The 22414-nt window shown below is 68.6% G+C and carries 19 protein-coding genes and 1 pseudogene; 14 read left to right on the top strand and 6 right to left on the bottom strand.

The window, feature by feature from the left end; all coding sequences use genetic code 11:
* Positions 1–4: 4 nt before the first annotated feature.
* Positions 5–2185: a (Fe-S)-binding protein gene (locus EXE42_RS10495; protein WP_137693798.1), complete on the top strand. Its 2181-nt coding sequence runs from the start codon at positions 5–7 to the stop codon at positions 2183–2185.
* A gap of 34 nt (positions 2186–2219) precedes the next feature.
* Here the strand turns inward: EXE42_RS10495 and EXE42_RS10490 are convergent, their stop codons facing one another.
* Positions 2220–2516: a hypothetical protein gene (locus EXE42_RS10490; protein WP_092920923.1), complete on the bottom strand. Its 297-nt coding sequence runs from the start codon at positions 2514–2516 to the stop codon at positions 2220–2222.
* Positions 2517–2746: 230 nt separating this feature from the next.
* Between EXE42_RS10490 and EXE42_RS10485 the strand changes: the two genes are divergently transcribed.
* The 6 genes and pseudogenes from EXE42_RS10485 to EXE42_RS10460 form a co-directional block, all read left to right on the top strand.
* The gene (locus EXE42_RS10485; RefSeq protein ID WP_137693799.1) at positions 2747–3772 is read left to right on the top strand and encodes a PstS family phosphate ABC transporter substrate-binding protein; all 1026 of its coding nucleotides are present in this window, start codon (positions 2747–2749) and stop codon (positions 3770–3772) included.
* Between the two features lie 48 nt (positions 3773–3820).
* Positions 3821–4885, top strand: coding sequence for a phosphate ABC transporter permease subunit PstC (gene pstC / locus EXE42_RS10480; RefSeq protein ID WP_137706475.1), 1065 nt, complete (start codon positions 3821–3823; stop codon positions 4883–4885).
* Positions 4886–6508, top strand: coding sequence for a phosphate ABC transporter permease PstA (gene pstA, locus EXE42_RS10475; protein WP_092920926.1), 1623 nt, complete (start codon positions 4886–4888; stop codon positions 6506–6508).
* A gap of 3 nt (positions 6509–6511) precedes the next feature.
* The gene (pstB, locus tag EXE42_RS10470; RefSeq protein ID WP_092920927.1) at positions 6512–7348 is read left to right on the top strand and encodes a phosphate ABC transporter ATP-binding protein PstB; all 837 of its coding nucleotides are present in this window, start codon (positions 6512–6514) and stop codon (positions 7346–7348) included.
* Positions 7349–8050 (top strand): phosphate signaling complex protein PhoU, encoded by a 702-nt coding sequence (gene phoU, locus EXE42_RS10465; protein WP_092920928.1) that lies wholly within the window; start codon positions 7349–7351, stop codon positions 8048–8050.
* A gap of 130 nt (positions 8051–8180) precedes the next feature.
* Positions 8181–8465 (top strand): annotated as a pseudogene (locus EXE42_RS10460) (sodium:calcium antiporter); the annotation flags it as partial.
* A 68-nt stretch (positions 8466–8533) separates the two neighbouring features.
* On the opposite strand, the gene EXE42_RS10455 reads toward EXE42_RS10460, so the two are convergent.
* Positions 8534–9454 carry a VOC family protein gene (locus tag EXE42_RS10455; protein ID WP_137706474.1) on the bottom strand — a complete coding sequence of 307 codons (921 nt, stop codon included), beginning with the start codon at positions 9452–9454 and terminating at the stop codon, positions 8534–8536.
* A 130-nt stretch (positions 9455–9584) separates the two neighbouring features.
* On the opposite strand from EXE42_RS10455, the gene EXE42_RS10450 reads away from it, so the two are divergent.
* From EXE42_RS10450 to EXE42_RS10440, 3 genes are all read left to right on the top strand, one after another.
* Complete coding sequence (locus EXE42_RS10450) at positions 9585–10004, top strand: cobalamin B12-binding domain-containing protein (RefSeq protein ID WP_004595202.1); 420 nt, start codon at positions 9585–9587, stop codon at positions 10002–10004.
* Positions 10005–11183, top strand: a complete 1179-nt coding sequence (gene meaB / locus EXE42_RS10445) for a methylmalonyl Co-A mutase-associated GTPase MeaB (RefSeq protein WP_137706473.1) — start codon at positions 10005–10007, stop codon at positions 11181–11183.
* A gap of 148 nt (positions 11184–11331) precedes the next feature.
* Positions 11332–12285, top strand: coding sequence for an alpha/beta fold hydrolase (locus EXE42_RS10440; protein ID WP_137706472.1), 954 nt, complete (start codon positions 11332–11334; stop codon positions 12283–12285).
* A gap of 27 nt (positions 12286–12312) precedes the next feature.
* Here the strand turns inward: EXE42_RS10440 and EXE42_RS10435 are convergent, their stop codons facing one another.
* Complete coding sequence (locus EXE42_RS10435) at positions 12313–12831, bottom strand: DUF4442 domain-containing protein (protein ID WP_137706471.1); 519 nt, start codon at positions 12829–12831, stop codon at positions 12313–12315.
* 624 nt (positions 12832–13455) lie between these two features.
* Between EXE42_RS10435 and EXE42_RS10430 the strand changes: the two genes are divergently transcribed.
* Positions 13456–14466: a TIGR00269 family protein gene (locus tag EXE42_RS10430; protein WP_137706470.1), complete on the top strand. Its 1011-nt coding sequence runs from the start codon at positions 13456–13458 to the stop codon at positions 14464–14466.
* Between the two features lie 64 nt (positions 14467–14530).
* Here EXE42_RS10430 and ftsZ read toward each other — a convergent pair whose 3' ends face one another.
* The 3 genes from ftsZ to EXE42_RS10415 all read right to left on the bottom strand — a co-directional run bounded on the left by ftsZ (position 14531) and on the right by EXE42_RS10415 (position 16810).
* On the bottom strand, positions 14531–15778 hold the full coding sequence (gene ftsZ, locus EXE42_RS10425; RefSeq protein WP_092920934.1) for a cell division protein FtsZ: 1248 nt from the start codon (positions 15776–15778) through the stop codon (positions 14531–14533).
* A gap of 4 nt (positions 15779–15782) precedes the next feature.
* The gene (locus EXE42_RS10420; protein ID WP_004595187.1) at positions 15783–15962 is read right to left on the bottom strand and encodes a ribbon-helix-helix domain-containing protein; all 180 of its coding nucleotides are present in this window, start codon (positions 15960–15962) and stop codon (positions 15783–15785) included.
* Between the two features lie 215 nt (positions 15963–16177).
* The gene (locus EXE42_RS10415; protein ID WP_137706469.1) at positions 16178–16810 is read right to left on the bottom strand and encodes a zinc ribbon domain-containing protein; all 633 of its coding nucleotides are present in this window, start codon (positions 16808–16810) and stop codon (positions 16178–16180) included.
* Positions 16811–16968: 158 nt separating this feature from the next.
* On the opposite strand from EXE42_RS10415, the gene EXE42_RS10410 reads away from it, so the two are divergent.
* From EXE42_RS10410 to EXE42_RS10400, 3 genes are read left to right on the top strand one after another with little or no spacing between them, the layout of a single operon-like run.
* A complete protein-coding gene (locus EXE42_RS10410) occupies positions 16969–17460 on the top strand; it encodes a hypothetical protein (protein ID WP_092920936.1) in 492 nt (163 codons plus the stop codon).
* 16 nt (positions 17461–17476) lie between these two features.
* Positions 17477–21061: a chromosome segregation protein SMC gene (gene smc, locus EXE42_RS10405; RefSeq protein WP_137693802.1), complete on the top strand. Its 3585-nt coding sequence runs from the start codon at positions 17477–17479 to the stop codon at positions 21059–21061.
* Positions 21054–22076: a ScpA family protein gene (locus EXE42_RS10400; protein WP_092920938.1), complete on the top strand. Its 1023-nt coding sequence runs from the start codon at positions 21054–21056 to the stop codon at positions 22074–22076. The genes smc and EXE42_RS10400 overlap by 8 nt, the downstream gene beginning before the upstream one ends.
* Positions 22077–22414 lie beyond the last annotated feature (338 nt).

Genomic DNA, 22414 nt, shown 5'->3' with positions numbered 1-22414 from the left:
GATCATGATTCCCCTACAGGCGGCCACCCGCGAGACCTTCTGGACTATCGGTCCGGTGGGGAAGGCGGCGTTCTACTGGCTCGCCGCCGTCGCGGTCCTCGTCTTCCTCTACGGCGTTTACGCCCGGTTCGCGGCGTACGCGCGCGGGAGCGCTGACCCGCGGGATCGACTGTCGAACCTCCCCGGTCGGGTCGTCGCGGCGACGAAGACGGTCCTCGCGAACGAGAACCAGTTCGACGGCGACCTGTACACGGGCGTGATGCACACGTTCGTCCTGTGGGGGTTTCTCGTCTTACTCGTCGCGACGACCATCCTCGGGATCGACATCGACCTGTACCGCCCGCTGACGGGCGAGTCGTTCTGGGTCGGCGAGTTCTACCTCGCCTACCAGTTCGCCGTCGACGCGTTCGGCCTGCTGTTCGTCGTCGGCGTCGGCATGGCCGCCTACCGCCGCTACAAGACCCGCGAGGACCGACTGTGGGGAAAACACACCTCCCTCGAGGACGACGCGTTCGTCTGGACGCTGTTCCTGCTCGGCGTCGGCGGCTTCCTCGTCGAGGGCGTGAGCATGGTCGGCCAGGCGCAGCGCGCGACCGAGACCGTGAGCTTCGTCGGGATGGCGCTCGCGACCGGGCTGGAGGCGGCCGGGCTCACGGCCGCGGGCGCCGAGGCGATATACGGCGTCCTCTGGTGGAGCCACTCGCTGCTCGCGTTCGCGTTCGTCGCGTGGATCCCGTACGCGAAGCCGTTCCACATGATCTCCTCGTTCGCCAACGTCGTCGCCCGCGACGAGAAGGCGGGCGCGCGGCTCCCGAACGTCCCCGCCGACCTCGATCACACCAACGCGGAGTCGCTCGACGACTTCACGTGGAAGGAGCTGATGGACGGCGACGCCTGCACGAAGTGCGGGCGGTGTACCGACGCCTGCCCCGCCGACACGGTCGGTCGCAACCTCGACCCGCGGAACGTCATCCTCGACCTGAAGGCGTATCGCGAGTCGGTGAGCGACGATCCGGTGGCGGGGAGCGGGGGCGAAGCGATGGCGACGGACGGCGGCGTCGCGAGCGCAGATGGTGGTACAGTCCCCATCGTCGCCGACGAGGGCGGCGTGGTCGACGCCGAGTCGATGGAGTCGTGTATGTCCTGTATGGCGTGTATGGACGCCTGTCCGGTCGACATCGAACACCTCACCTCGTTCACGAAGCTGAACCGCCAGCTCGTCGACGAGGGGGCGGTCGACTCGAACCTCCAGGACGTGTTTCAGGACGTGATGCAGAAGGGGAACACCTTCGGCGAGCCGCAGTCGGCGCGGGGCGACTGGACGGACGACCTCGACGACGGCGTCGAGGTCCAAGACGCCCGCGAGACCGAGGTCGAATACCTCTGGTACGTGGGCGACTACCCGAGCTTCGACGACCGGAACAAGAAGGTCGCCCGGGCGCTCGCCCGCCTGTTCGACGAGGCCGACGTGTCGTTCGGCGTCCTCTTCGACGACGAGAAGACCGACGGCAACGACATCCGTCGGATCGGCGAGGAGTTCCTCTACCTCGAACTGGCGGGCCACCACGTCGAGACGTTCGCGGACTGCGAGTTCGAGAACGTCGTCTGTACCGACCCGCACTCGTACAACACCATCAAAAACGAGTACCCCGAGGTCGACTTCGCGGAGTTCGCGGACGACCCGATGATGCCGTTCGACCGCGAGGAGCCGTGGAACCCGGCGGGAGAGATCGACGTGTTCCACTGGACGCAGGTGGTCGAGGAGCTGGTCGAGGACGGTCGGCTCGGCCTCTCCGGCGACGAGCTGGACTACACCGTCACCTACCACGACCCCTGCCATCTCGGCCGGTACAACGACGAGTACGAGGCGCCGCGAGAGCTGATCCGCGCGACCGGCGCCGACCTCCACGAGATGCCGCGCTCGCGCGAGGACTCCTTCTGCTGTGGCGGCGGGGGCGGCGGGCTCTGGACCGAACACGAGGAGGACGTCAAGCCGAGCGAGGAGCGCCTCCGCGAGGCGGTCGAGGACACCGACGCGGGCGCCGCGATCGAGAAGTTCGTCGTCGCCTGCCCGATGTGTACGACGATGTTCGAGGACGGCCGGAAGACGGGCGACTTCGAGGACGAGGTGGAGATCGTCGACGTCGCGGAACTGCTGATCGAGGCGGTGGCGGCGGGCTCGTAGCGGGCGGCGGCCGGCTTTCGCGTGGCCGTCGAGACTACGCGCGTCGCGACCGCTGGCCCGCCGCGTCGTCGGTCCGCCGCAACAGCGCCCGTCCGGGGGCGCGGTCGCGGACGGGCGCGTCGCCGAGGTAGTCGACGAGCGCGTCGCGGAGCAGGGCGACTCCCTCGTCGTCGAGCGCCGCGCCGCGCTCGATCGACTCGATCGGACGGCGGTACGAGAGGTCCTCGTCGGTCGCGCTCCGCGCGGCGTTGAGCAGCGCGGCGTGAGCCACCCACGCCTCCTCTCGGGAGGTCGTCGGCGCCGGCGGCCCGTCGGTCGTAGGAGGCGTCATTCGTCCGGCTTCTCCCGGTACGAGGACTTAAAACCACGTCTCGGTTTCCGTCTCGGTTCGGCGTCGTCGCCTCTCGACTCCGACTCCCCGGAGCCGTCTTCGATCCCAAATCGCGATTTTCCGGATCGCTATATAGAGTATATATCTTCACATAGCCGTACCGGGTCGTACGGGTCGCCCCGTACCACTCATAGTATACTACTTAATCGAACGACGACCACCGTTCGGTGATGGCTTCTAGCCACGACGCGGACACAGCGGGGATCACGCGGCGCAAATCGCTCGCGGCAATCGCCGGTGCCGGGGCGCTCGGGCTCGCGGGCTGTACCTCCGGAAACGGCGGCTCCGGAAACGGCTCCGGCGGCGAGACCCTCTCCGGAGACATCCGGATCTCCGGGAGCAGTACCGTCTATCCGGTCGCTCAGGAGGTCACTCGCCAGTTCGCCGAACAGCACTCCGAGGTGAGCTTCAACCTCACCCGGGACGGCAGCGGGGGCGGGTTCAACAACGTGTTCATCCCCGGCGACAGCGACATGAACAACGCGAGCCGGCCGATCACCGAGAACGAGCTCCAGCGCTGTCGCGACAACGGCATCGAGCCGGTCGAGTTCTTCCTCGCGCAGGACGCGCTCACCGTCGTCGTCAACAACGAGGCCGATTGGATCGACTCGATCTCGCTGGAGGAGCTCCGGACCATCTGGTCGCCGGACACCGCGCCTGAACTGTGGTCCGACGTCAACTCGGACTGGCCGGACGAGCCGTTCGACCTCTACGGGCCGGCGAGTACGTCGGGGACGTACGACTACTTCATCGAGGCGGTCATCGGAGAGACCGAGGCGGACCAGGACATCCGCAGCGACTTCGAGGGCACCGAGGAGGACGACCTGATCGCGCAGGGCGTCTCCGGGAACCGATACGCGCTCGGCTACCTCCCCTTCGCGTACTACACGAACAACCCGGACACGGTCAAGGCGCTCAGTCTCAGCGAGGGCGGCAGCGACCCGGTCGAGCCCAGCCTCCAAGCCGCACAGAGCGGGAGTTACCCGCTCGCTCGGCCGCTGTTCAGCTACGGCCACATGGGCAAGATCCAGGAGAAGAACCACCTCCAGGCGTTCATCGAGTTCTACATCAACGAGGCCGCCAAAGACTACGTCGCCGAGGACATCGGCTACGTGCCGGCCAGCCAGGACATGGTCGACAGCAACCTCGCCAACCTCGAGGAGGCGATCGCCGGCGAGTACGAGTACAGCGCGTAACGCCCGAAGGGGAACGCTGATTACACACCTCACGTTTTACCAATCTGAATGAGCAACGAATCGGACAGCGGGGTCGGGTCGCTCCAACGGAGCGGGTTCGTCGTCCGTAAGGAACGGCTCTACGGCCGCCTGATAGCGGCGAGCGCCGGCTTGACGATACTCGTAACCGTCGGGATCATCCTCGCGCTGTCGGGACGGGCGCTCTCGTTCTGGTCGCAGATATCGCCGATCGCGTTCTTCACCGGAACGAACTGGAGCCCGGTCATCGCGAACTCGTACGGCGTGCTCCCGCTGATAAGTGGAACTCTTATCGTTACCATCTTCTCGGCGTTGATCGCGCTCCCAATCGGCTTGGCGGCGGCGGTATACCTCAGCGAGTACGCGAGCGATACGGCCCGATCGATACTGAAACCGGCCTTAGAGATCCTCGCCGGCGTGCCCACCGTGATCTACGGTTACATGGCGCTCGTGTACGTGACGCCGCTGATAGACGGGTTTCTTCCCTTCTCACAGACGATCATCTCCGAGGGGTTGGCGACGACCGTGCCCGACGTTCCCCTCATCCCGGAGGCGGTCCCGCTTCTTCCCGAGTTCACACTGACCGTCTCGGAGTTCACGCTCGTCATGCCCTCGCTCGGCACGTTCAACGCGCTGTCCGCGAGCGTCGTCGTCGGGATCATGATCATCCCGATGGTCTCGTCGATCAGCGAGGACGCGCTGAGCGCGGTCCCCGACAGCCTCAGACAGGGCGGCTACGGGCTCGGGTCGACGAAGTTCGACGTCTCGACGCGGATCGTCGTCCCCTCGGCGACCTCCGGTATCGTCGCGTCGTACGTTCTCGCGATCTCGCGGGCCATCGGCGAGACGATGGCGGTCACGATGGCGATGGGAATGAGCCCGCAGATGCCGTACTTCCCGAACGTCCTCCGCAACCTCGCGGAGTCGAGTCAGACCATCACGGCGGCGATGGTCCAGATCGCCGGCGCCGACTCCTACGGGAGCGGCCCCACCTACGAGGCGATGTTCGCGCTCGGAATGACGCTGTTCGCGATCACGCTGATCATGAACGTCCTCGCCGAACTGGTCAGACGGCGCTTCCGGGAGGAGTACTGAATGGCGACCGAAGACTCCACCGGCGACCAACTCGGCCGAAGCGCGGCGCTCCGGCTCCAGCAGCTGAAGGGACAGCTCTTCGAGGTCGCGCTCGTCGCGGCGACGCTCGTCGGGATCGTCTCGCTGCTCGTGTTGTTCGCGTACATCTCGGTCGACGCGTTCCGGCCGGGGACCGCGTCGCCCGCGTGGTTCCTCGTCTACCTCGGCACCCTCGTGGCGCCGACGGCCGCGTTCACGCTGTACGCCCGTCGGAGACCGGCGGTGCGGACGGCCAACGCGGTGGCGTTCGCGGCGGTGTTCGGGGGGCTCCTCTTGAGCGCCGTCACGTACGCCGTCGTCGACGCGCTCAGCCCCTACGACGTGTTCATCTACGGCGTCTTCGCCTCGCTCCCCCCGATGCTCGTCTTGGCGTACGACCGGACGACCGAGGGTCAGGCGTACACCGGACCGCTCATCCTCGTCTCGATCCTCGTCGGCATCGGCGTCGCGGCCGTGGTGGACGGCCCGATCAGCGGGCCGCTCGGGATCGCGGCGGAGTGGATCATGTACTTCGGCCTCGTCACCGTCCCCGCGGCGCTCCTCGTCGGGACGCTGACCGCCTCGCGCCGCGGCCGTCGCACCGGTGCCGTCGCCGGGGGAGCCGTCGCCGCGGGCGGGCTCGCCGTCGCCGGGGCGTCGATCGCGACCGGGGCCAACGCGTCCCTCCTGGTCGTCCTCTTCTCGGCGTTCGTCGTCCCCACGGGCTACGTCGTCCGGCGGTCCGTCCGAACCAATCCCGCGGGACGTGTCGGCCTCGCCGGGCCGTTCGTCCTCCTCGGCGGCGCGCTGCTCGGAGCGGCGCTCGTCGAGCGGTTCGGGATCGAGACCCCGGACACGTTCCTCACGCCGACCCTTGTTCTGGAGTCGTGGGACGGGCTGACCGCGAGCAACGCCGGCGTCTATCCGCAGATCGTCGGCTCGATCATCATCGTCGGGTTCATGGCGGTCCTCGCGTTCCCGGTCGGGATCGGCGCGGCCATCTACCTCGAGGAATACGCGCCGAACTCCGGATTCCGCGGCCGGCTCGCGACGCTGTTGGAGGTGAACATCTCGAACCTCGCCGGCGTCCCCTCGGTCGTGTACGGGCTGCTGGGGCTCGCGCTGTTCCGGCGGACGCTCGGGTTCGGGACCGGCATCGTCGTCTCGGCGTCGGGGACGCTCGGACTGCTCATCCTCCCCATCGTCATCGTCTCGACGCAGGAGGCGCTGCGCTCCGTCCCCGACGACCTCCGGCAGGGCTCGTACGGCATGGGCGCGAGCCGGTGGCAGACGCTCCGCGAGGTCGTCCTGCCCGAGGCCATTCCGGGGACCCTCACCGGAACGATCCTCGCGTTGGCGCGGGCGATCGGCGAGACCGCGCCGCTCGTCATCATCGCGGTCGCCACGACGACCTACAGTCCGCCGAGCGGGCTGTTCTCCAGCGCGACGGCGCTCCCGCTACAGATCTTCGCCGCGTCGGCCAACGCGAAGCCGGAGTTCCGACACGGGGTCGTCCCGGCGGCGGCCGTCGTGTTGCTCACCCTGATGCTGCTGATGAACGCGACGGCAATCGTTATCCGAAACAAGTACGGACGTGAGACCTAACCAATGAGCGAATCAGACAGTTCCCCGAAGATCCAGACGACCATCGAGACCGGCGACGAAGCGTCGCGGGACGCCCCGCTCGACGCACGTGACACGGTCATCGAGACGCGTGACCTGAACGTCTACTACGGCGACGAACAGGCGTTAGACGGCGTCTCGATGGAGATATTCGAACACGACGTGACCGCACTGATCGGCCCCTCGGGCTGCGGGAAGTCGACGTTCCTCCGGTGTATCAACCGGATGAACGACATGATCGAGGTGTGCCGAGTCGAGGGCGACGTCGAGTTCGGCGGTAAGAACGTGTACGACGACGACGTAGACCCGGTCGCGCTCCGACGGAAGATCGGGATCGTGTTCCAGAAGCCGAACCCGTTTCCGAAGTCGATCCGCGACAACGTCGCGTACGGCCTGAAGATCCAGGGCTACGAGGGCGACGTCGACGAACGCGTCGAGGAGTCGCTGAAGGCGGCCGCCCTCTGGGACGAGGTGAAAGACCAGCTCGACTCCTCGGGACTCGACCTCTCCGGCGGGCAACAACAGCGGCTCTGTATCGCCCGCGCCATCGCGCCCGATCCGGAAGTCATCCTGATGGACGAGCCGACCTCGGCGCTCGACCCCGTCGCGGCCTCGAAGATCGAGGACCTCATCGACGACCTGGCCGAGGAGTACACCGTCATCATCGTCACGCACAACATGCAGCAGGCGGCCCGTATCTCCGACCGGACCGCGGTGTTCCTCACCGGTGGCCGGCTCGTCGAGTACGACGACACCACCAAGATATTCGAGGATCCCGAAGAGCAGCGCGTCGAGGACTACATCACGGGGAAGTTCGGGTAGATGCCCCGCGAGAACTACCAGGAGCGGCTCGACGAGCTCCGGGACGGCGTGGTCGCGATGGGCGAGACCGTCTGCGGCCGGCTCGACGACGCGGTCGAGGCGGCGGTCTCGGGCGACGACGAGCTCGCCCGCTCGGTGATCGAGAGCGACCACGAGGTCAACGAGACGTACCTCGCCCTCGAAGACGAGTGTACGGAGCTGCTCGCGCTCCAGCAGCCGGTGGCCGGCGACCTCCGGCTCGTCGCCGCCTCCTTCAAGATCATCACCGACCTCGAACGCGTCGCCGACCTCGCGACGAACCTCGCGGCGTACGGCGGCCCGGAGGGCGGCGTTCACCCCGCGGTCGACGTACGCGACCTCGGCGATGGCGCCCGGGAGATGGTTGCCGACGCGGTCGCCGCCTACGCGGCCCGCGACCCGGACGCCTGTCGCGAGATCGCGGCGAGCGACGACGCGTTCGACGAGCGCTGTCGGGAGGCGAGCGAGGCGGTCGTCCGCGAGCTGCTGGAGGCCGACCGCGCCCGCAACGCGGCCCGAGACGGCGCGGCGCCGACGGACGGCGAGGCGCTCGAAGCCTCCCTCGACGACGTGTCGCAGGCGCTGCTCGCGGTGCGCGACCTCGAACGGATCGCGGACCACGCGGTCAACGTCGCGGCGCGGACGCTGTACATGATCGAGAACGACGACGAGCTGATCTACTGAGCGCGGCTCGCGGTTCGCCCCGGCGCGGGCGGACCGGCTTTCGTCTCGACGCCTTCGGGAGCGCTAATCGACTCCGGCCCCAGTGACCGTACTGTAGGAGCTCGTCGGAGCCCAGTCGCTCGCCGTCTGGATCGCCTTGGGCGCGATCGGGTTCCTGCTGACCTGGAAGGGCGCGAACGTCATCGAGTCGACGACCTCGAAGATCAGCGACCGCTTCGGCGTCTCGCAGGCGGTTCAGGGCGGGCTCATCGTCGCGGCCGCGACGTCGTTCCCAGAGCTCGCGATCATCATTATCTCGGTGGTCGTCCTCGACGACTTCGGCGTCGGCGCGGGAGCGCTCATCGGGACGGCGGTGTTCAACATACTCGTCATCCCGGCCGCCGTCTCCATCACCACGTTCCTGACCGAGTCGACGCTCCGAACGATCGTCGGGTAAGCGGGCGGTGAGGCGGCTCGGCCCGCGATCGCGTACGAGCCGCTCGGCTACTCCCTCCGAACGCGGACCTCGATGCCGTCGGCGTCGGTGACGGCGATCCCGCCCTCGCGCTCCTCGACGGCGAGCTCGACGCGCCCCTCCTCCGCGACCGCGTCGAGTCGGTCCCGGACCGCGTCCAGCGCGGCCGCGTCGGGCACGACCACCTCGAACCACGCGAGCCCGCGCCCGGCGGCGGGGGTCGTCCGCCCCCGCCACGTGTTCGCGCCGAGGTGGTGGTGGTAGCCGCCGGCCGCGACGAACCGCACGTCCGGGCCGCTCATCCCCACCTCGAAACCGAGGCCGTCGACGTAGACGGCCTCGAACGCCGACAGCGAGGTCACTTCCAGGTGGATGTGCCCCACGTCGGTGCCGGTCGGGGCGCGGTCGACGAGGGCGGCGGAGTCAGCGCCGTTCCCGGTCGCCGCGGCGGCGACCCCCTCGACTTCGAGCGGGTCGGTCGCCATTCGTACCGTTCCGCCGTCGTCGACGGGCCACTCCTCGCGGGGCCGGTCGCGGTATATCTCCACGCCGTTCCCCTCCGGGTCGTCGAGGTACAGCGCTTCGCTGACGAGGTGGTCGGAGGCGCCGTCGAGCCGCCACCGCTCCCGCACGCGCCCCAGCGCCTCGCCGAGCGCGGCCCGCGAGGGAACCCGGAACGCGGTGTGAAAGAGCCCGGCGTCGGTCCGGCTCCGGGCGGGGCGGTCGGCGTCGCGCTCCAGGAGTAACAGCGGCGTCTCGCCCGCCCCGAGCGTCGCGCGCTCGGCGTCGCGGTCGAGGACTGCGAGGCCGACCACGTCCCGGTAGAACGCGGTCGTCTCGTCGAGGTCGGCGACCCGGAGCGCGGCGCGGCCGATCCGCGCCTCGGCCGGGAGTCGGTCGTCGCGGTCGCTCGCGGCCGTGGCGGAGTCGCCATCGGCGTTATCGGTCATTGGGCGGGGTACGGTCGCCCGCGCGTTCAACGCGTCGGTCGCGGATCCGGCTCGGACGACCCTGCCCCCCTCGCCCGAACCTTCCCCATCGTCCGTTAGAATCAAACCCGCACGCGACCCAGCATGAGGTATGAGCGCCGAACAGCAGGAACGGGCCGTCCGGTGTCTGGTCGCGAAGGTCGGGCTCGACGGCCACGATCGGGGCGCACACGTGATCGCGCGGGCGTTCCGCGACGCCGGCTTCGAGGTCGTCTACTCCGGGCTCCACCGGGCGCCGGAGGACATCGTCCAGGCGGCGGTCCAGGAGGACGTCGACGTCCTCGGCATCTCGATCCTCTCGGGCGCGCACAACACGCTCGTCCCGAAGGTGATCGAGGGGCTCAAGGAGTACGACGCGTTCGACGACACCCTCGTCCTCGTCGGCGGGATCATCCCGGACGAGGACGAGGACGAGCTGAAGGAGCTGGGCGTCGCCGAGGTGTTCGGCCCCGGGACGCCGATGGAGGAGACGATCGAGTTCATCCGGAACAACGTCCCGGAGCGCGCGTAGATGGCCGGGCCGGACGCACCCGCGTTCGCGGACGCGCCGTCGCTCTCCGACGCGGACGCCGCGCTCGTCGAGGACCTCCTCTCGGGGAGCCACCGCGCGCTCGCCCGCGTCATCACCAAGATCGAGAACCGAACGCCGGGGTACCGCGCGGTCGTCTCCGCCCTTCACGAGCACACCGGCGGCGCGGACGTGATCGGCATCACGGGCTCGCCGGGCGCCGGGAAGTCGACGCTGGTCGACAAGCTGGCCGCCGCCTACCGCGACCGCGGCGACACGGTCGGGGTGATCGCGGTCGACCCCTCCTCGCCGTACACCGGCGGTGCGGTCCTCGGCGACCGGATCCGGATGGGGTCGAACGTCGGTGACATGGAGGTGTTCTTCCGGTCGATGAGCGCGCGCGGCCAGCTCGGCGGCCTCTCGACCGCGACCGCGGACGCCGCGAAGGCGCTCGACGCCTTCGGGAAGGACGTCGTCGTCCTGGAGACCGTCGGCGCCGGACAGAACGAGGTCGACGTGGTCCGCACCGCCGACACGGTCGCGGTGCTGGTCCAGCCCGGCTCCGGCGACGACGTACAGACGCTGAAGGCCGGCATCCTGGAGATCGGCGACGTCTTCGTCGTGAACAAGGCCGACATGGACGGCGCACAGCGGACGGTCGCCGAACTGAAGGAGATGGTTCACCGGCGGGACGGCGGGACGACGGGCCGCGGCGCCGGTCACCACGGGCCGACCTCGACGGCCTCGGCCGGTGCCGGCGGATCCACGGCGGACCACCGGGACGGCGGTCGCGACGCGGATGGTTCCGCGGCCGCCGGGTCCGCCGACGACGGCTCGGACACAGACGCGTCGTGGACGCCGGACGTGTTAGAGACCGTCGCGAACACCGGCGAGGGCGTCGAGGCACTGATCGAGGCGTTCGACGCGCACGCGACGTACCTCCGCGAGTCCGGCGAGATCGAAGCGACCCACCGCCGTCGGTACGCCGAGGAGATCCGAACGCTCGTGCGGGCCGACGTGGGCGCGCTCGCGACCGCCGAAATCGAGCGTCGCGGCGGGATCGACCGGCTCGCGGAGCGCGTCCGCGACCGCGAGACGGACCCGTACGCGGTCGCGGAGGCGATCGTGGGACCGATCGCCGACTGCGTCGACGAGGTCGCGGACGGCGAGCCCGACGACTGACGCGTCGGTCACCGCCCGGGGTCGCGGCGCCGCCGGGTTCGACCGCACCCACGGGTTCGACCGCACCCACGAGTTCGACCGCGCCGCCGGACTCGACCGCGCCGCCGCGTCCCACGAGTATAAGTCGCCAGCGAACCAACAGTTTTCCATGAAGCTCAGGAACCTCCTCGGCAGCGCCGTCCTCGGCGTCGGCGCGCTCGCGGCGCTCAACACCGGTCTCCGGTACGAGGGCGAACTGGAGTCCCCGCTCGACGGCGACGACGGCGTCTTCCGTTGGCGCGGGATGGACGTCGCGTACACCGAGGCGGGCGACCCGGACGACCCGGACCTCGTGTTGCTCCACGGGATCAACGCCGCCGCCTCCTCCGGGGAGTGGCGCGCGGTGTTCGACGACCTGGCGGCCGACTACCACGTGATCGCGCCCGACTTCCCGGGGTACGGCCGCTCGGACCGGCCGCCGCTCCGGTACTCCGCCGCCCTGTACGAGGACTTCGTCCACGACTTCCTCACCGAGTTCGACGAGCCGGCCGTCGTCGCCTCCTCGCTGTCGGCGGCGTACGCGGTCGCGGCGGTCGACGACGGCGACGCGGACGGCGGCGTCGAGCTGCGCGGGTTCGTCGCCGTCTGTCCGACCGCGACCGCGGGACCGAGCCCGGCCAAGGGGTGGCTCCGCGAGCTGCTCCGCGCGCCCCTCGTCGGGCAGGCGCTGTTCAACGTCATCTCGTCGAAGCCGTCGATCCGGTACTTCAACGCCGACCACGGCTACGACGACCCCGGGAATCCGAGCGCGGAGTGGACCGACTACGAGTGGCGCACCACTCACGCCGAGAACGCGCGGTTCGCGCCCGCCTCGTTCGTCTCGGGGAGCCTCAACAGCGAGGTCGACCTGGCGACCGCGCTCGCGGACCTCGACGTCCCCCCGACCATCGTCTGGGGCCGGGAGGCGACCGTGAGCCCGCTCACCGACGGGCGCGACCTCGCCGACGCGGCCGACGCCCGCCTCGTCGTCTTCGACCGCGCGCGGCTGCTCCCGCACGTCGAACACCCCGACCGCTTCGTCGAGACGGTCGAGGAGGCGCTCGTCGCGGGCAAAACGGCGTAGGGGCCTTCCGCTCAGCGGCCGCCCCGCTCACGCGTCGCGGCGCACGTACAGCGTCTTCTCGCAGGCCGCGTGGACCGCCCCTTCCTCGTCGACGAGCGAGACGAGGTACTCGCGGTCGGTCGACTCTCCCGGCCCGAGCGCGTCGCGGATCGCCTCCGTCTCCGCGGTCGGCAGGTCGAACTCCGCGTACAGCGCCTCGCGGCCGGGCTCGATGAACTCCAGCGCGGCCGACTTGTCCCAGACCGTGAAGCCGTCCCCGAGGATCCGGCGGAGCATCGTCATGTACACCGGGTCGATCGCGCCGTAGATGCTGCCGCCGAAGATCGTCCCGACCGCGTTTCGGGTACGCCAGTTGAACGGCACCCGGATCCTGACGTAGCGCCAGTCGGCCGCGATGTGGTCGACGCGCGCCCCGGTACCCCGGTACGCGGGCAGAAGGTTGAATCCGAGCCGCCAGAGGCGGGTCCGCCCGCTCTCCGCCGGCGGGTCCTCGCGCAGGGGTCGCGGCTCGGGGTCGCGGTCGACCCCGGTCGGGGAATCGCTCACGGCGATCCGGGACGGCCCGCCGACAAACCGGTGTCGGAACCGGCGACAACCCGCCCGGAGTTGTCGACGTCTAACGCTCGGTTACACGGACACCGTGGCGCGTGCCCGCGAGTGGTCGTCCCCGGCGACCGCGAGACGGCACGCGCGAGGGAGTTAGTCGCCCGAAGCGGAGCGAGGGCGACTAACGAGGCTGGGGAGGCGTGGGGCTGCGGTGCGGTCGCGGTCGGGCGGGACTCAAAGGGGTAGCCGTGAGGACGAAGCACGGCGCAGTAAGCACCGCAGCGAAGGAGCGAGCAACGCGAGCGACTGAGCGAGGCGCGCAACAAGCCGCGCGAGTCCTCACGGCTGGGGCTTTGGAGCTGTTCGCCGTCGATCCAAAGTTGGTCACGTATCGCCGAGCGGCTGGAGCTTTGGAGGCGTTCACAGCCGATCTGCCGGGTGATATCTATAAACGAGCAGCCGGTCTTCGACCGCGTTCGCCGTCGATCCGCCAGCAACCGTTTATTCACCGATAGCCGTCACCTCGGGAGCGTTCGAATCGAGGTCGCTCCCATCCGCCGCCGATACTCCCCTCACGTAGTCGGCCCGAAACGGGTATCCCCGCGCGACCGCAACCGGACACCGATGGAGTGCGACAAGTGCGGAGCCGACGCGATTCACCACGCCGCCTACTCCGGGGCGCACCTCTGTGGCGATCACCTCCGGAAGTCGGTCGAGAAGCGCGTGAAGCGTCGGATCCGCGAGGATGGTCTCCTCGATCCGGACGCGACCCCCGACGACCCCGACCGCTGGGTGATCGGGCTCTCCGGCGGGAAAGACAGCGTCGCCCTGACGCAGATCCTCGACGACGTGTTCGGGAAGGACCCCCGCGTCGAGATGCTCGCCCTGACGATCCACGAGGGGATCGAGGGGTACCGCGACGCGAGCGTCGACGCCACGATCGAGCTGGCCGACGACCTCTCGCTGCGTCACGAACTGGTCTCCTACGAGGAGGAGTTCGACGTGCGGATGGACGACGTCGTCGAGGACGACCCCGAGGACATGGCCGCCTGCGCGTACTGCGGCGTCTTCCGCCGCGATCTGCTCGAGAACTACGCCGCCGAGTTCGACGCCGACAAGCTGCTCACCGGCCACAACCTCGACGACGAGGCGCAGACCGCGATGATGAACTTCCTCGAGGGCGACGTCCGACAGGTGGCGAAACACTTCGACGCCTCGCTCGGTCCCTTCGACGAGCGCGAGGCCACCGACGCGTTCGTCCCGCGCGCCAAGCCGCTCCGCGACGTGCCGGAAAAGGAGATCGCGCTGTACTGTCACGTCCGCGACCTCCCCACGCATATGGCGGAGTGCCCCCACGCCGAGGAGGCGTACCGCGGCGAGATCCAGTCGACGATCCACGAGTTGGAGGAGAACCATCCGGGCGCGCGCCACTCGATCATGGCCGGCTACGAGGAGCTGTCCGCGCTCGCGGCCGACGCCTACCGCGGCGACGCCGGAGCGGGCGGCCCGGGCGACGAAACGGGCGAAAACGACGGGGGAAGCTCCGCGCTCCGCGAGTGCGAGCGCTGCGGCTCGCAGACGAGCCGAGACGTCTGTCGGAAGTGCCGCCTGCTGGAATCGATCGAAGCGGTCTGACGGGACGGCACCCTCGTTCGCAACCGGTCTCGAAAAATGCCGGTCGGCCGTTCCGGGGTTCGACTCAGCGGATGACGTCGAGCCCGTTGTTCTTCTCGATCGGGTCGCTGCCGCCGTCGGACTCCCACGCGTCGCGTTCGGTACCGCCCGAGACCGCCGGCTCGCCCCTGTTGTCCGCGGCGCCCGCGGTCCCCGAGGTCCCGTTCGTCTCGGCCGCCCGGGAGCGCGAGTCGCCGAGGTCGTCGGCGTCGACCGCGGCCCGGGACTTGTCAGCCTGCTTTTGGGTGGAGGGGCCGAGCACCTGCGCGCTCTGGACGCCCGTCATGATCGCCATGACGCGCACCTTCCCCTTGTACTCCTCCTGAATGCGGGCGCCCCAGATCACGTTGGCGCTCGCCTCCAGCCGCTCGGTGATGTTGTTCGCGATTCCCTCGGCCTCCTTCAGCGTGAGGTCTGGGCCGCCCGTGATGTGGACGAGCCCGCCCGAGGCGCCGCGGTAGTCCACGTCGAGCAGCGGGTGGTTCATCGCGTCGTTCACCACCTCTTGGGTCTTGTTCTTGTCCTGGGTCTCGCCGACGAGCATGACCGCGACGCCGCCCTGATTCATGATCGTCGACATGTCGGCGTAGTCGAGGTTGATGAGGCTCGGCTGCGTGATCGTCTCCGAGATCCCCTTCACCGTCTCCGCGATGATCTGGTCCATCACGGAGAACGCCTTCCCGATCGGCAGGTTCGGGACGTAATCGAGCAGTCGGTTGTTGTCGAGGACGATGATCGAGTCGGCCTCGTTGCGGAGCGTCTCTAGCCCCTCCTCGGCCTTCACGGTGCGAGCGCGCTCGACGTTGAACGGCGTCGACACCATCCCGACGACGATGGCGCCCTGCTCTTTGGCGATCTTCGAGATGACCGGCGCCGCGCCGGTTCCCGTGCCGCCGCCCATCCCGGCGGTGACGAAGACGAGGTCCGCGTCGCCGAGCACCTCCTTGATCGTCCCCTGGGCCATCTCGGTGGCGCGTTCGCCCATCTTGGGGTCGCCGCCGGCACCGAGCCCCTGCGTGAGCGACTTGCCCACGAGGATCTTGGTGTCGGCCTCGATCATCTTGAGGTGCTGTTTGTCCGTGTTGATGGCGACGGTGTCGGCGCCGTCGACGCCGATGTTGTACAGTCGGTTGACGGTGTTGTTCCCGGCGCCGCCGGCACCGACGATGACGATCCGGGGGTCCCCGAACTCGTCGTCTCCCATGTCGACGTCGTCCATGTCGCGCTGCTCCGCTTCCGCGTTGTCGAGTGCGTCCTGAACGAGATCTTGCATCAGTTTACACCTTCGCCCAGTTGCGGTTGCGGCCGCGCTCGTCGCGCTCGCCGTCCTGCTCGTTCAACATGTCGCGGACGGCCGACCGGATCGCCTCGCTCCGGTTCGGGAACTCGCCCGTTTCCACCATCTGTTCGACCTCGTCGATCTGCTGTTTCGGGATTCGTAGTGTCACACGCTCCATTGGTATTCCCCCGGTAAGACGGCGAACACGCGACGCGTGTGTCTTACAGCCCGGAACCGCCCGGATGCGGGGCGGCACCCCACATCGGACGCCCGCTGTAAGACGACCGTCTTACGCAACTGAACTCATCGAGCCCAATAATATAAAACTACCGCTGATTGTAAGACATACTGCTAAAAAACCCGATTTCGAGCGTATACGTGCGGTCACGGACCCTATCTGTCTTTCAAAACGTCCGCCGCCGGGGTCCGACGCCCGCAGCCGGGGCAGAACGCCCAGTCGGTTCGGAGCTCGTCACCGCACTCGCAGAACGCTCTGTGCGACTGCTTTTCTCCACAATTTGGGCAGTAGACGTGGTCTCCGGGTACGATCTCTCCGCATCCGTCACAGGCGTTTTCGCGCCTTCGCGCGCCCGGATCGGTTTCGCTCGTCTGTCCGCTCCGCCCCCCCTTCGTCTTACGCCCGTCCGGTTCCGTCTCCCCGCTCGTCTCACGCGTCACACGAACGTCCTCGTCCGATTCGACGGATTCGCCCGTCGGAGCGTCGAGCGTGACGTTTACGTTGATGTCGCCGGCGTTTCCGGGCGCACGTGTCGGCGCCGTCGCACCGCCCGCCGGGCCGAGCCGCTCGTCGAGCGCGGCATCGAGCCGGTCCGCGATCAGTTCGTCGACGCGGTCCGCGAGTGCGTCGTCGACGCTCGCCGTCGACGCGTCGGACGCGTCCTCCGCCCCGTCGACCTCGTCGAGGTGCGTCCGGAGCGCCTCCCGCATCACCTCGCTCTTGGAGGCGTCACACGCTTCCAGCCGGTCGACGAGGTCGTCGTCCGCCCGGAAGGTGATCTTGCTCATACCCGAGTGATTCCTCCGGTCAGTACAAGTATCTTCCCCCGTTGTCTGACACGTTTCACGGCACCGAAACGTTCCGCGGATCGGCGCCGATCCATGCTATTTGGTCACACGTGTGTCTGACGCAGATTTATACGCGTCGCGCGAGCAGACGTGTGTATATGAGCAACCGCGTCGAGGACCTCGAACGGCAGGTCGCGGAGCTACAGGCGGCTGTCAACGGGCTCACCGAGGAGCTCGTCGAAATGAAAGAGCGCGTCCGACAGCTGGAAGACGAGCGGTCGGTCGCGGTCGAGGCGGACGCGGCCGAGCCGAACGCGGCCGAGCAGGCTGCGGGTTCCGAGGCGGGCGCAGCGGCGTCGGAGACGGAGGAGCCCGCGACCGAGGAGCCTGCGGCTGGCGACGCCGCGACGCAAGCGGTGTCCGGCGGCGAGCGGACGACCCACTCCGACGACCACGTCGACGTCTTCGAATCCGTCGAGGGATCGGCCGACGCGGCCGGCGAGGACGAGACGACCGCGGACGACGCGGGTGAGGGAGACGATGTCGTCGTGCCCGAGCAGTCCGCGACGACGCCCGACGCGGACGCGTCGACCGACGAGACCGACGACGACGACGGCGAGTCGAGCGACAGCGACATCATCGTCGCGTGAGCGGTCGTCCGACCTAATGCACATCACTGAAGTCGTTCTGGACGGGTTCAAGAGCTTCGGGCGGACGACGAGGATCCCCTTCTACGAGGACTTCACCGTCGTCACGGGACCGAACGGCTCCGGGAAGTCAAACATCATCGACGGGGTGTTGTTCGCGCTCGGACTCGCCCGCACCCGCGGGATCCGCGCCAAGAAGCTCACCGACCTCATCTACAACCCCGGCCACGACGACGGCGAGGCCGCGGACGGGCCGAACGAGGCCTCCGTCACGGTCGTGCTCTCCAACGAGGACGGGACTCTTGACCGGTCGCAGGTGGTCTCCGCCGCCGGCACGGAGAACGTCGGCGACGTCTCCGAGATCACGATCAAGCGCCGCGTGAAGGAGACCGAGGACAACTACTACTCGTACTACTACCTCAACGGGCGCTCGGTGAACCTCTCGGACGTCCAGGATCTGCTCGCGGCGGCGGGCGTCACCCCGGAGGGGTACAACGTGGTGATGCAGGGCGACGTCACCGAGATCATCAACATGACTCCCTACCAGCGCCGGGGGATCGTCGACGAGATCGCCGGCGTCGCGGAGTTCGACGAGAAGAAGGCGGCCGCCTACGAGGAGCTCGATACCGTCGAAGACCGGATCGGCGAGGCCGACCTCCGCATCGGCGAGAAGGAGGACCGGCTCGATCAGCTCGCGGACGAGCGCGAGACCGCCCTCCAGTACCGGGAGCTCCGCGACGAGCTCGAGGAGTACCGGGGGTTCCGGAAGGCCTCCGAGCTCGAGGAGAAGCGCGACGCGCTCGCGGGCGTCGAGGACGACGTCGACGAGGCGGAGGCGGACCTCGCTGACCGCCGCGAAGAGCTCGACGCCAGACAGGGAAGGCTCACGCGCTTAGAGGAGGACTTAGCGGACCTCAACCACGAGATCGAGACGAAGGGAGAAGACGAACAGATCGCGATCCGCTCGGAGATAGAGGAGATCAAAGGCGAGGTCTCGCGGCTGGAGGACAAGATCGAGTCGGCCGAGTCGCGCGCCGAGTCGGCCGAGAACGACCGCCGGCAGGCGTTCGTCCAGATCGACCGGAAGGAGGAGAAAATCGAGGAGTTGGACGGCGAGATCCGCGAGACGAAAGTGGAGAAGGCGTCGGTGAAATCGGAGCTCGCGACGAAGCGCTCCGAGCTGGCCGACGTCGAGGCCGAGATCGAGGGCGCCGACACCGAGTTCGACGAGCTGAAAGCCGAGCTGTCGGAGAAGAAGGAGGCGGTCGAGTCGCTCCGCGAGGAGAAAAACGAGACGCAACGCGAGAAGGACCGGCTGCTCGACGAGGCCCGCCGGCGCTCGAACGCGGTGAGCGAGGCCCGCGAGGAGCTGGAGGACGCCCGGGAGTCGATCCCGGAGCACAAGGCGCGGATCTCCGAGCTGAAAGGCGAGCTCGACAAGGCCGAGAAGAACCGGGAGACCATCGAGGACGCGGTCGCCGACCTCTTCTCGGAGAAGGCCGAGACGGAGGAACGCCTCGAGGAGATCGAGGAGACGCTCCGCGAGAAGCAGAACGAGTACGCCAAGTTGGAGGCGGCCGCCGACGAGCGCGGCGACGCCTCCTGGCCCCGGGCGGTCACCGAGGTGAAGAACGGCGGCATCGACGGCGTCCACGGCGCGGTCGGAGAGCTGGGGTCGGTCGCGGCCGAGTACGCCGAGGCCTGCGAGACCGCCGCGGGGGGCCGCCTGGCGAACGTCGTCGTCGACGACGACGGCGTCGGCTCGACCTGTATCGACTACCTCAAGCGGCGCAACGCGGGCCGGGCGACGTTCCTCCCCATCTCGAAGATGGACGACCGGAGCCTGCCGCGGAAGCCCTCGCTCCCCGGCGTCGTCGACTTCGCGCGCAACCTCGTCGACTACGACGCGGAGTACGAGTCGATCTTCTCGTACGTGCTCGGCTCGACGCTCGTCGTCGAGGACATGTCGACCGCCCGCGAGCTGATGGGTGACTTCCGGATGGTGACGCTCGACGGCGACCTCGTCGAGAAGTCGGGCGCGATGACCGGCGGCTCGGGCGGCGGTTCCCGCTACTCGTTCACGAAGTCCGGCGGCGGCAAGCTCGAGCGGCTCGCGACGGAGATATCGGACCTCGAAGACGAGCGGCAGTCGGTTCAGGCGGAGATCGACGCGCTCGACGACGACATCGAGGACGCGCGCGACCGGAAGGCCGACGCGGCCGAGCGCGTCCGGTCGCTGGAGGCGGACGTCGAGCGCGCAGAGGACGACCTCGCGGACGCGGAAGCCCGGATCGAGGAGCTGGAGGCGGAGCTGGAGGAGCTGGAGGCGGAACGCGAGTCGGTCGACGAGCAGATGACGGCGTTGGACGAGGAGCTCGCGGCGACCGACGCCGAGATCGACGAGCTCGCCGGGGAGATCGACGACATCGAGGCCGAGCTCGCGGACTCGAAGATCCCGGAGCTCTCCGAGCGCGCCGACGAGGTCCGCGCCGAGATCGACGATCTGGAGGACCGGATGGACTCGTTCGACAGCCGGATCAACGAGCTGGAGTTGGAGAAGGGGTACGCCGAGGACGCCCTGGACGACCTCCACGACGACGTCGAGGAGGCGCAGAACGCGAAGGCGGAGGCGGAGGCGGCGATCGCCGAGCACGAGGCCGCGATCGAGGAGAAGGAGGCGGAACTCGACGAGAAGCAGGAGGCGATCGCCGACCTAGAGGCGGAACTCACCGAGCTGAAAAGCGACCGCGAGGAGCTCCGCGAGGAGATCCGCGAGGCGACCCAACAGCGCGACGAGCAGCGGTCGCTCGTCGCCGAGGTGGAGTCGGACCTGTCGGACCTCACCGACCGCCGCGACCGCCTGGAGTGGGAGATCGACGAGCTGGAGTCGCAGGTCGGCGCCTACGACGCCGACGAGATCCCCGACCTCGACGAGGTGGAGTCGCGGATCGAGGAGCTGGAGGCCGAGATGGAGGCGCTAGAGCCCGTGAACATGCTCGCGATCGACGAGTACGAGGAGGTACAGGAGGCGCTGTCCGAGATCCAGGAGCGCCGGGACGTGCTCGTCGAGGAGCGCGACGCCATCGAGGAGCGCATCGAGGGGTACGAGGCCGCGAAGAAGGAGACGTTCATGGAGACGTTCGAGTCGATCAACGATCACTTCGAGGACATTTTCGCGCGACTCTCGGCCGGCAGCGGCGAACTCGTCTTGGAGAACCCCGAAGAGCCCTTCGAGGAGGGGCTGACGATGAAGGCCCAGCCCGCGGACAAGCCGGTCCAGCGCCTCGACGCGATGAGCGGCGGCGAGAAGTCGCTCACCGCCCTCTCGTTCATCTTCGCCGTCCAGCGCCACAACCCGGCGCCGTTCTACGCGCTCGACGAGATCGACGCGTTCCTCGACGCGGTCAACGCCGAGCGCGTCGGCGAGATGATCGAGGAGCTGGCCGAGGAGGCCCAGTTCGTCGTCGTCGGCCACCGCTCGGCGCTGTTGGAGCGCTCGGACCGCGCCATCGGCGTCACGATGCAGGGCGACAACCTCTCGGCGGTGACCGGGATGCAGTTCGGCGACGACGCCGACGAGGAGGGGGTGAGCGCGGATGACTGAGGAGGGAAGCGACGGCGCGCCGGGCTCGGACGCCGACGGCGGCGTCCCGGACCTCGACCTGACGAGCGAGCGCGACGGCGCGGATCCGTTCGCTGACGACGGGCCCGACGCGGACGGTCCCGATTCGGCGGACGGCTCCGAGTCGGCAGCCGAATCCTCCCCGGACGGGACCGACGGATCCGCCCCCGACGTGGACGCGTCTCCCCCGGACGGGACCGACGACGACGAGGTCGAGCCCGTCGAACTCCTCGTCCAGCTCGCCGAGGAGGGCGAGATCGAGCCGTGGGACATCGACATCGTCCAGGTGACGGACGCGTTCTTGGAGAAGCTCGACGAGACGGACCTCCGGACGACCGGGCGGGCGCTGTTCTACGCCAGCGTCCTGCTCCGGATGAAGAGCGACGGAATGTTAGCCGACGACGACGAGGACGAGGAGCCCGAGCCGGAGCCGTGGGAGGTCGCGATGGAGGGCGGCGAGCCCGACCCGGCCGCCGACGGCTTCGATCCCGTCGACAAACTCGAAGCGGAGATGGACCGCCGGCTCGACCGCAAGAACACTCGCGGGTCGCCGGAGACGCTCGACGAGCTGGTCCGCGAGCTGCGCGAGGCCGAGCGCGGCTCGTGGTGGAAGGACTCCCGGGAGTACGACACCTCGGAGTCGCCGCACGGCCACGCCCGCGGCACGCAGACGCTCGACTACCGCGACGGCGACGAGTTCCGGGAGGACGGGGAGCCGACCGCGGGCGAGGCGACCGACCGCACCCACGACGAGGACATCGAGGAGGTCATCGTGGAGATCGACAACGCCCTCCGGACCCGCTTCGACCGCGGGCGCACCGAGGTGCTGTTCGCGGAGATAGAATCCGCCGGCGGGCGCCCGTTCATGACGTACCTCGCGCTGCTGTTCATGGCCCACCGCGGCTCGGTCCGGCTCCAGCAGGACGACTTCTTCGGCGACCTGTGGGTGAAGGACCCGGCGGCGATGGCCGGCGAGTCGGAAGCGATCGCGGACTGATACGCGTTTAAGAGGATAGCTGTCTCCAGAACCCTCGCCGTTCTCCTATCCGTAGATAACACCGGACGTTCTGTGAACTCTTCTGAAGCCCCAGCCGCTCGCTTATAAATGGCTGATAGCTGATCGCCGGAGAACATCTCCAAAGCCCCAGCCGCGCTCGACTCCCACAGCTCGCTGCGGTCCTCGGTCAGTCACTTCGTTCCCTCCCTGCGGTCCTTGCGTCGCTGGGGTTCGTCGAGCGCGGCTGCCCCTTTGAGTCCCACCCAACCACACAGCACCGCAGCCTCACACCTCCCCAGCCTCGCCGCTCACGCCCTGCGGGCGTTCGCGGCGTCCCT

This window comes from Halorubrum sp. SP3 (assembly GCF_005435195.1).
In the GTDB taxonomy this organism is placed as follows: domain Archaea; phylum Halobacteriota; class Halobacteria; order Halobacteriales; family Haloferacaceae; genus Halorubrum; species Halorubrum sodomense.
Note: the sequence above shows the minus strand (reverse complement) of the source record. Positions and strands in the feature narration are given on the sequence as shown.

Coding starts and splice junctions, on each gene's coding strand:
- EXE42_RS10455 (WP_137706474.1), bottom strand. CDS start 9,454: ATGACCGATAACGCCGATGGCGACTCCGCCACGGCCGCGAGCGACCGC.
- pstB (WP_092920927.1), top strand. CDS start 6,512: ATGAGCGAATCAGACAGTTCCCCGAAGATCCAGACGACCATCGAGACC.
- EXE42_RS10410 (WP_092920936.1), top strand. CDS start 16,969: ATGAGCAACCGCGTCGAGGACCTCGAACGGCAGGTCGCGGAGCTACAG.
- meaB (WP_137706473.1), top strand. CDS start 10,005: ATGGCCGGGCCGGACGCACCCGCGTTCGCGGACGCGCCGTCGCTCTCC.
- pstA (WP_092920926.1), top strand. CDS start 4,886: ATGGCGACCGAAGACTCCACCGGCGACCAACTCGGCCGAAGCGCGGCG.
- EXE42_RS10440 (WP_137706472.1), top strand. CDS start 11,332: ATGAAGCTCAGGAACCTCCTCGGCAGCGCCGTCCTCGGCGTCGGCGCG.
- EXE42_RS10400 (WP_092920938.1), top strand. CDS start 21,054: ATGACTGAGGAGGGAAGCGACGGCGCGCCGGGCTCGGACGCCGACGGC.
- EXE42_RS10430 (WP_137706470.1), top strand. CDS start 13,456: ATGGAGTGCGACAAGTGCGGAGCCGACGCGATTCACCACGCCGCCTAC.
- phoU (WP_092920928.1), top strand. CDS start 7,349: ATGCCCCGCGAGAACTACCAGGAGCGGCTCGACGAGCTCCGGGACGGC.
- smc (WP_137693802.1), top strand. CDS start 17,477: ATGCACATCACTGAAGTCGTTCTGGACGGGTTCAAGAGCTTCGGGCGG.
- EXE42_RS10415 (WP_137706469.1), bottom strand. CDS start 16,810: ATGAGCAAGATCACCTTCCGGGCGGACGACGACCTCGTCGACCGGCTG.
- pstC (WP_137706475.1), top strand. CDS start 3,821: ATGAGCAACGAATCGGACAGCGGGGTCGGGTCGCTCCAACGGAGCGGG.
- EXE42_RS10490 (WP_092920923.1), bottom strand. CDS start 2,516: ATGACGCCTCCTACGACCGACGGGCCGCCGGCGCCGACGACCTCCCGA.
- EXE42_RS10450 (WP_004595202.1), top strand. CDS start 9,585: ATGAGCGCCGAACAGCAGGAACGGGCCGTCCGGTGTCTGGTCGCGAAG.
- ftsZ (WP_092920934.1), bottom strand. CDS start 15,778: ATGCAAGATCTCGTTCAGGACGCACTCGACAACGCGGAAGCGGAGCAG.
- EXE42_RS10420 (WP_004595187.1), bottom strand. CDS start 15,962: ATGGAGCGTGTGACACTACGAATCCCGAAACAGCAGATCGACGAGGTC.
- EXE42_RS10495 (WP_137693798.1), top strand. CDS start 5: ATGATTCCCCTACAGGCGGCCACCCGCGAGACCTTCTGGACTATCGGT.
- EXE42_RS10485 (WP_137693799.1), top strand. CDS start 2,747: ATGGCTTCTAGCCACGACGCGGACACAGCGGGGATCACGCGGCGCAAA.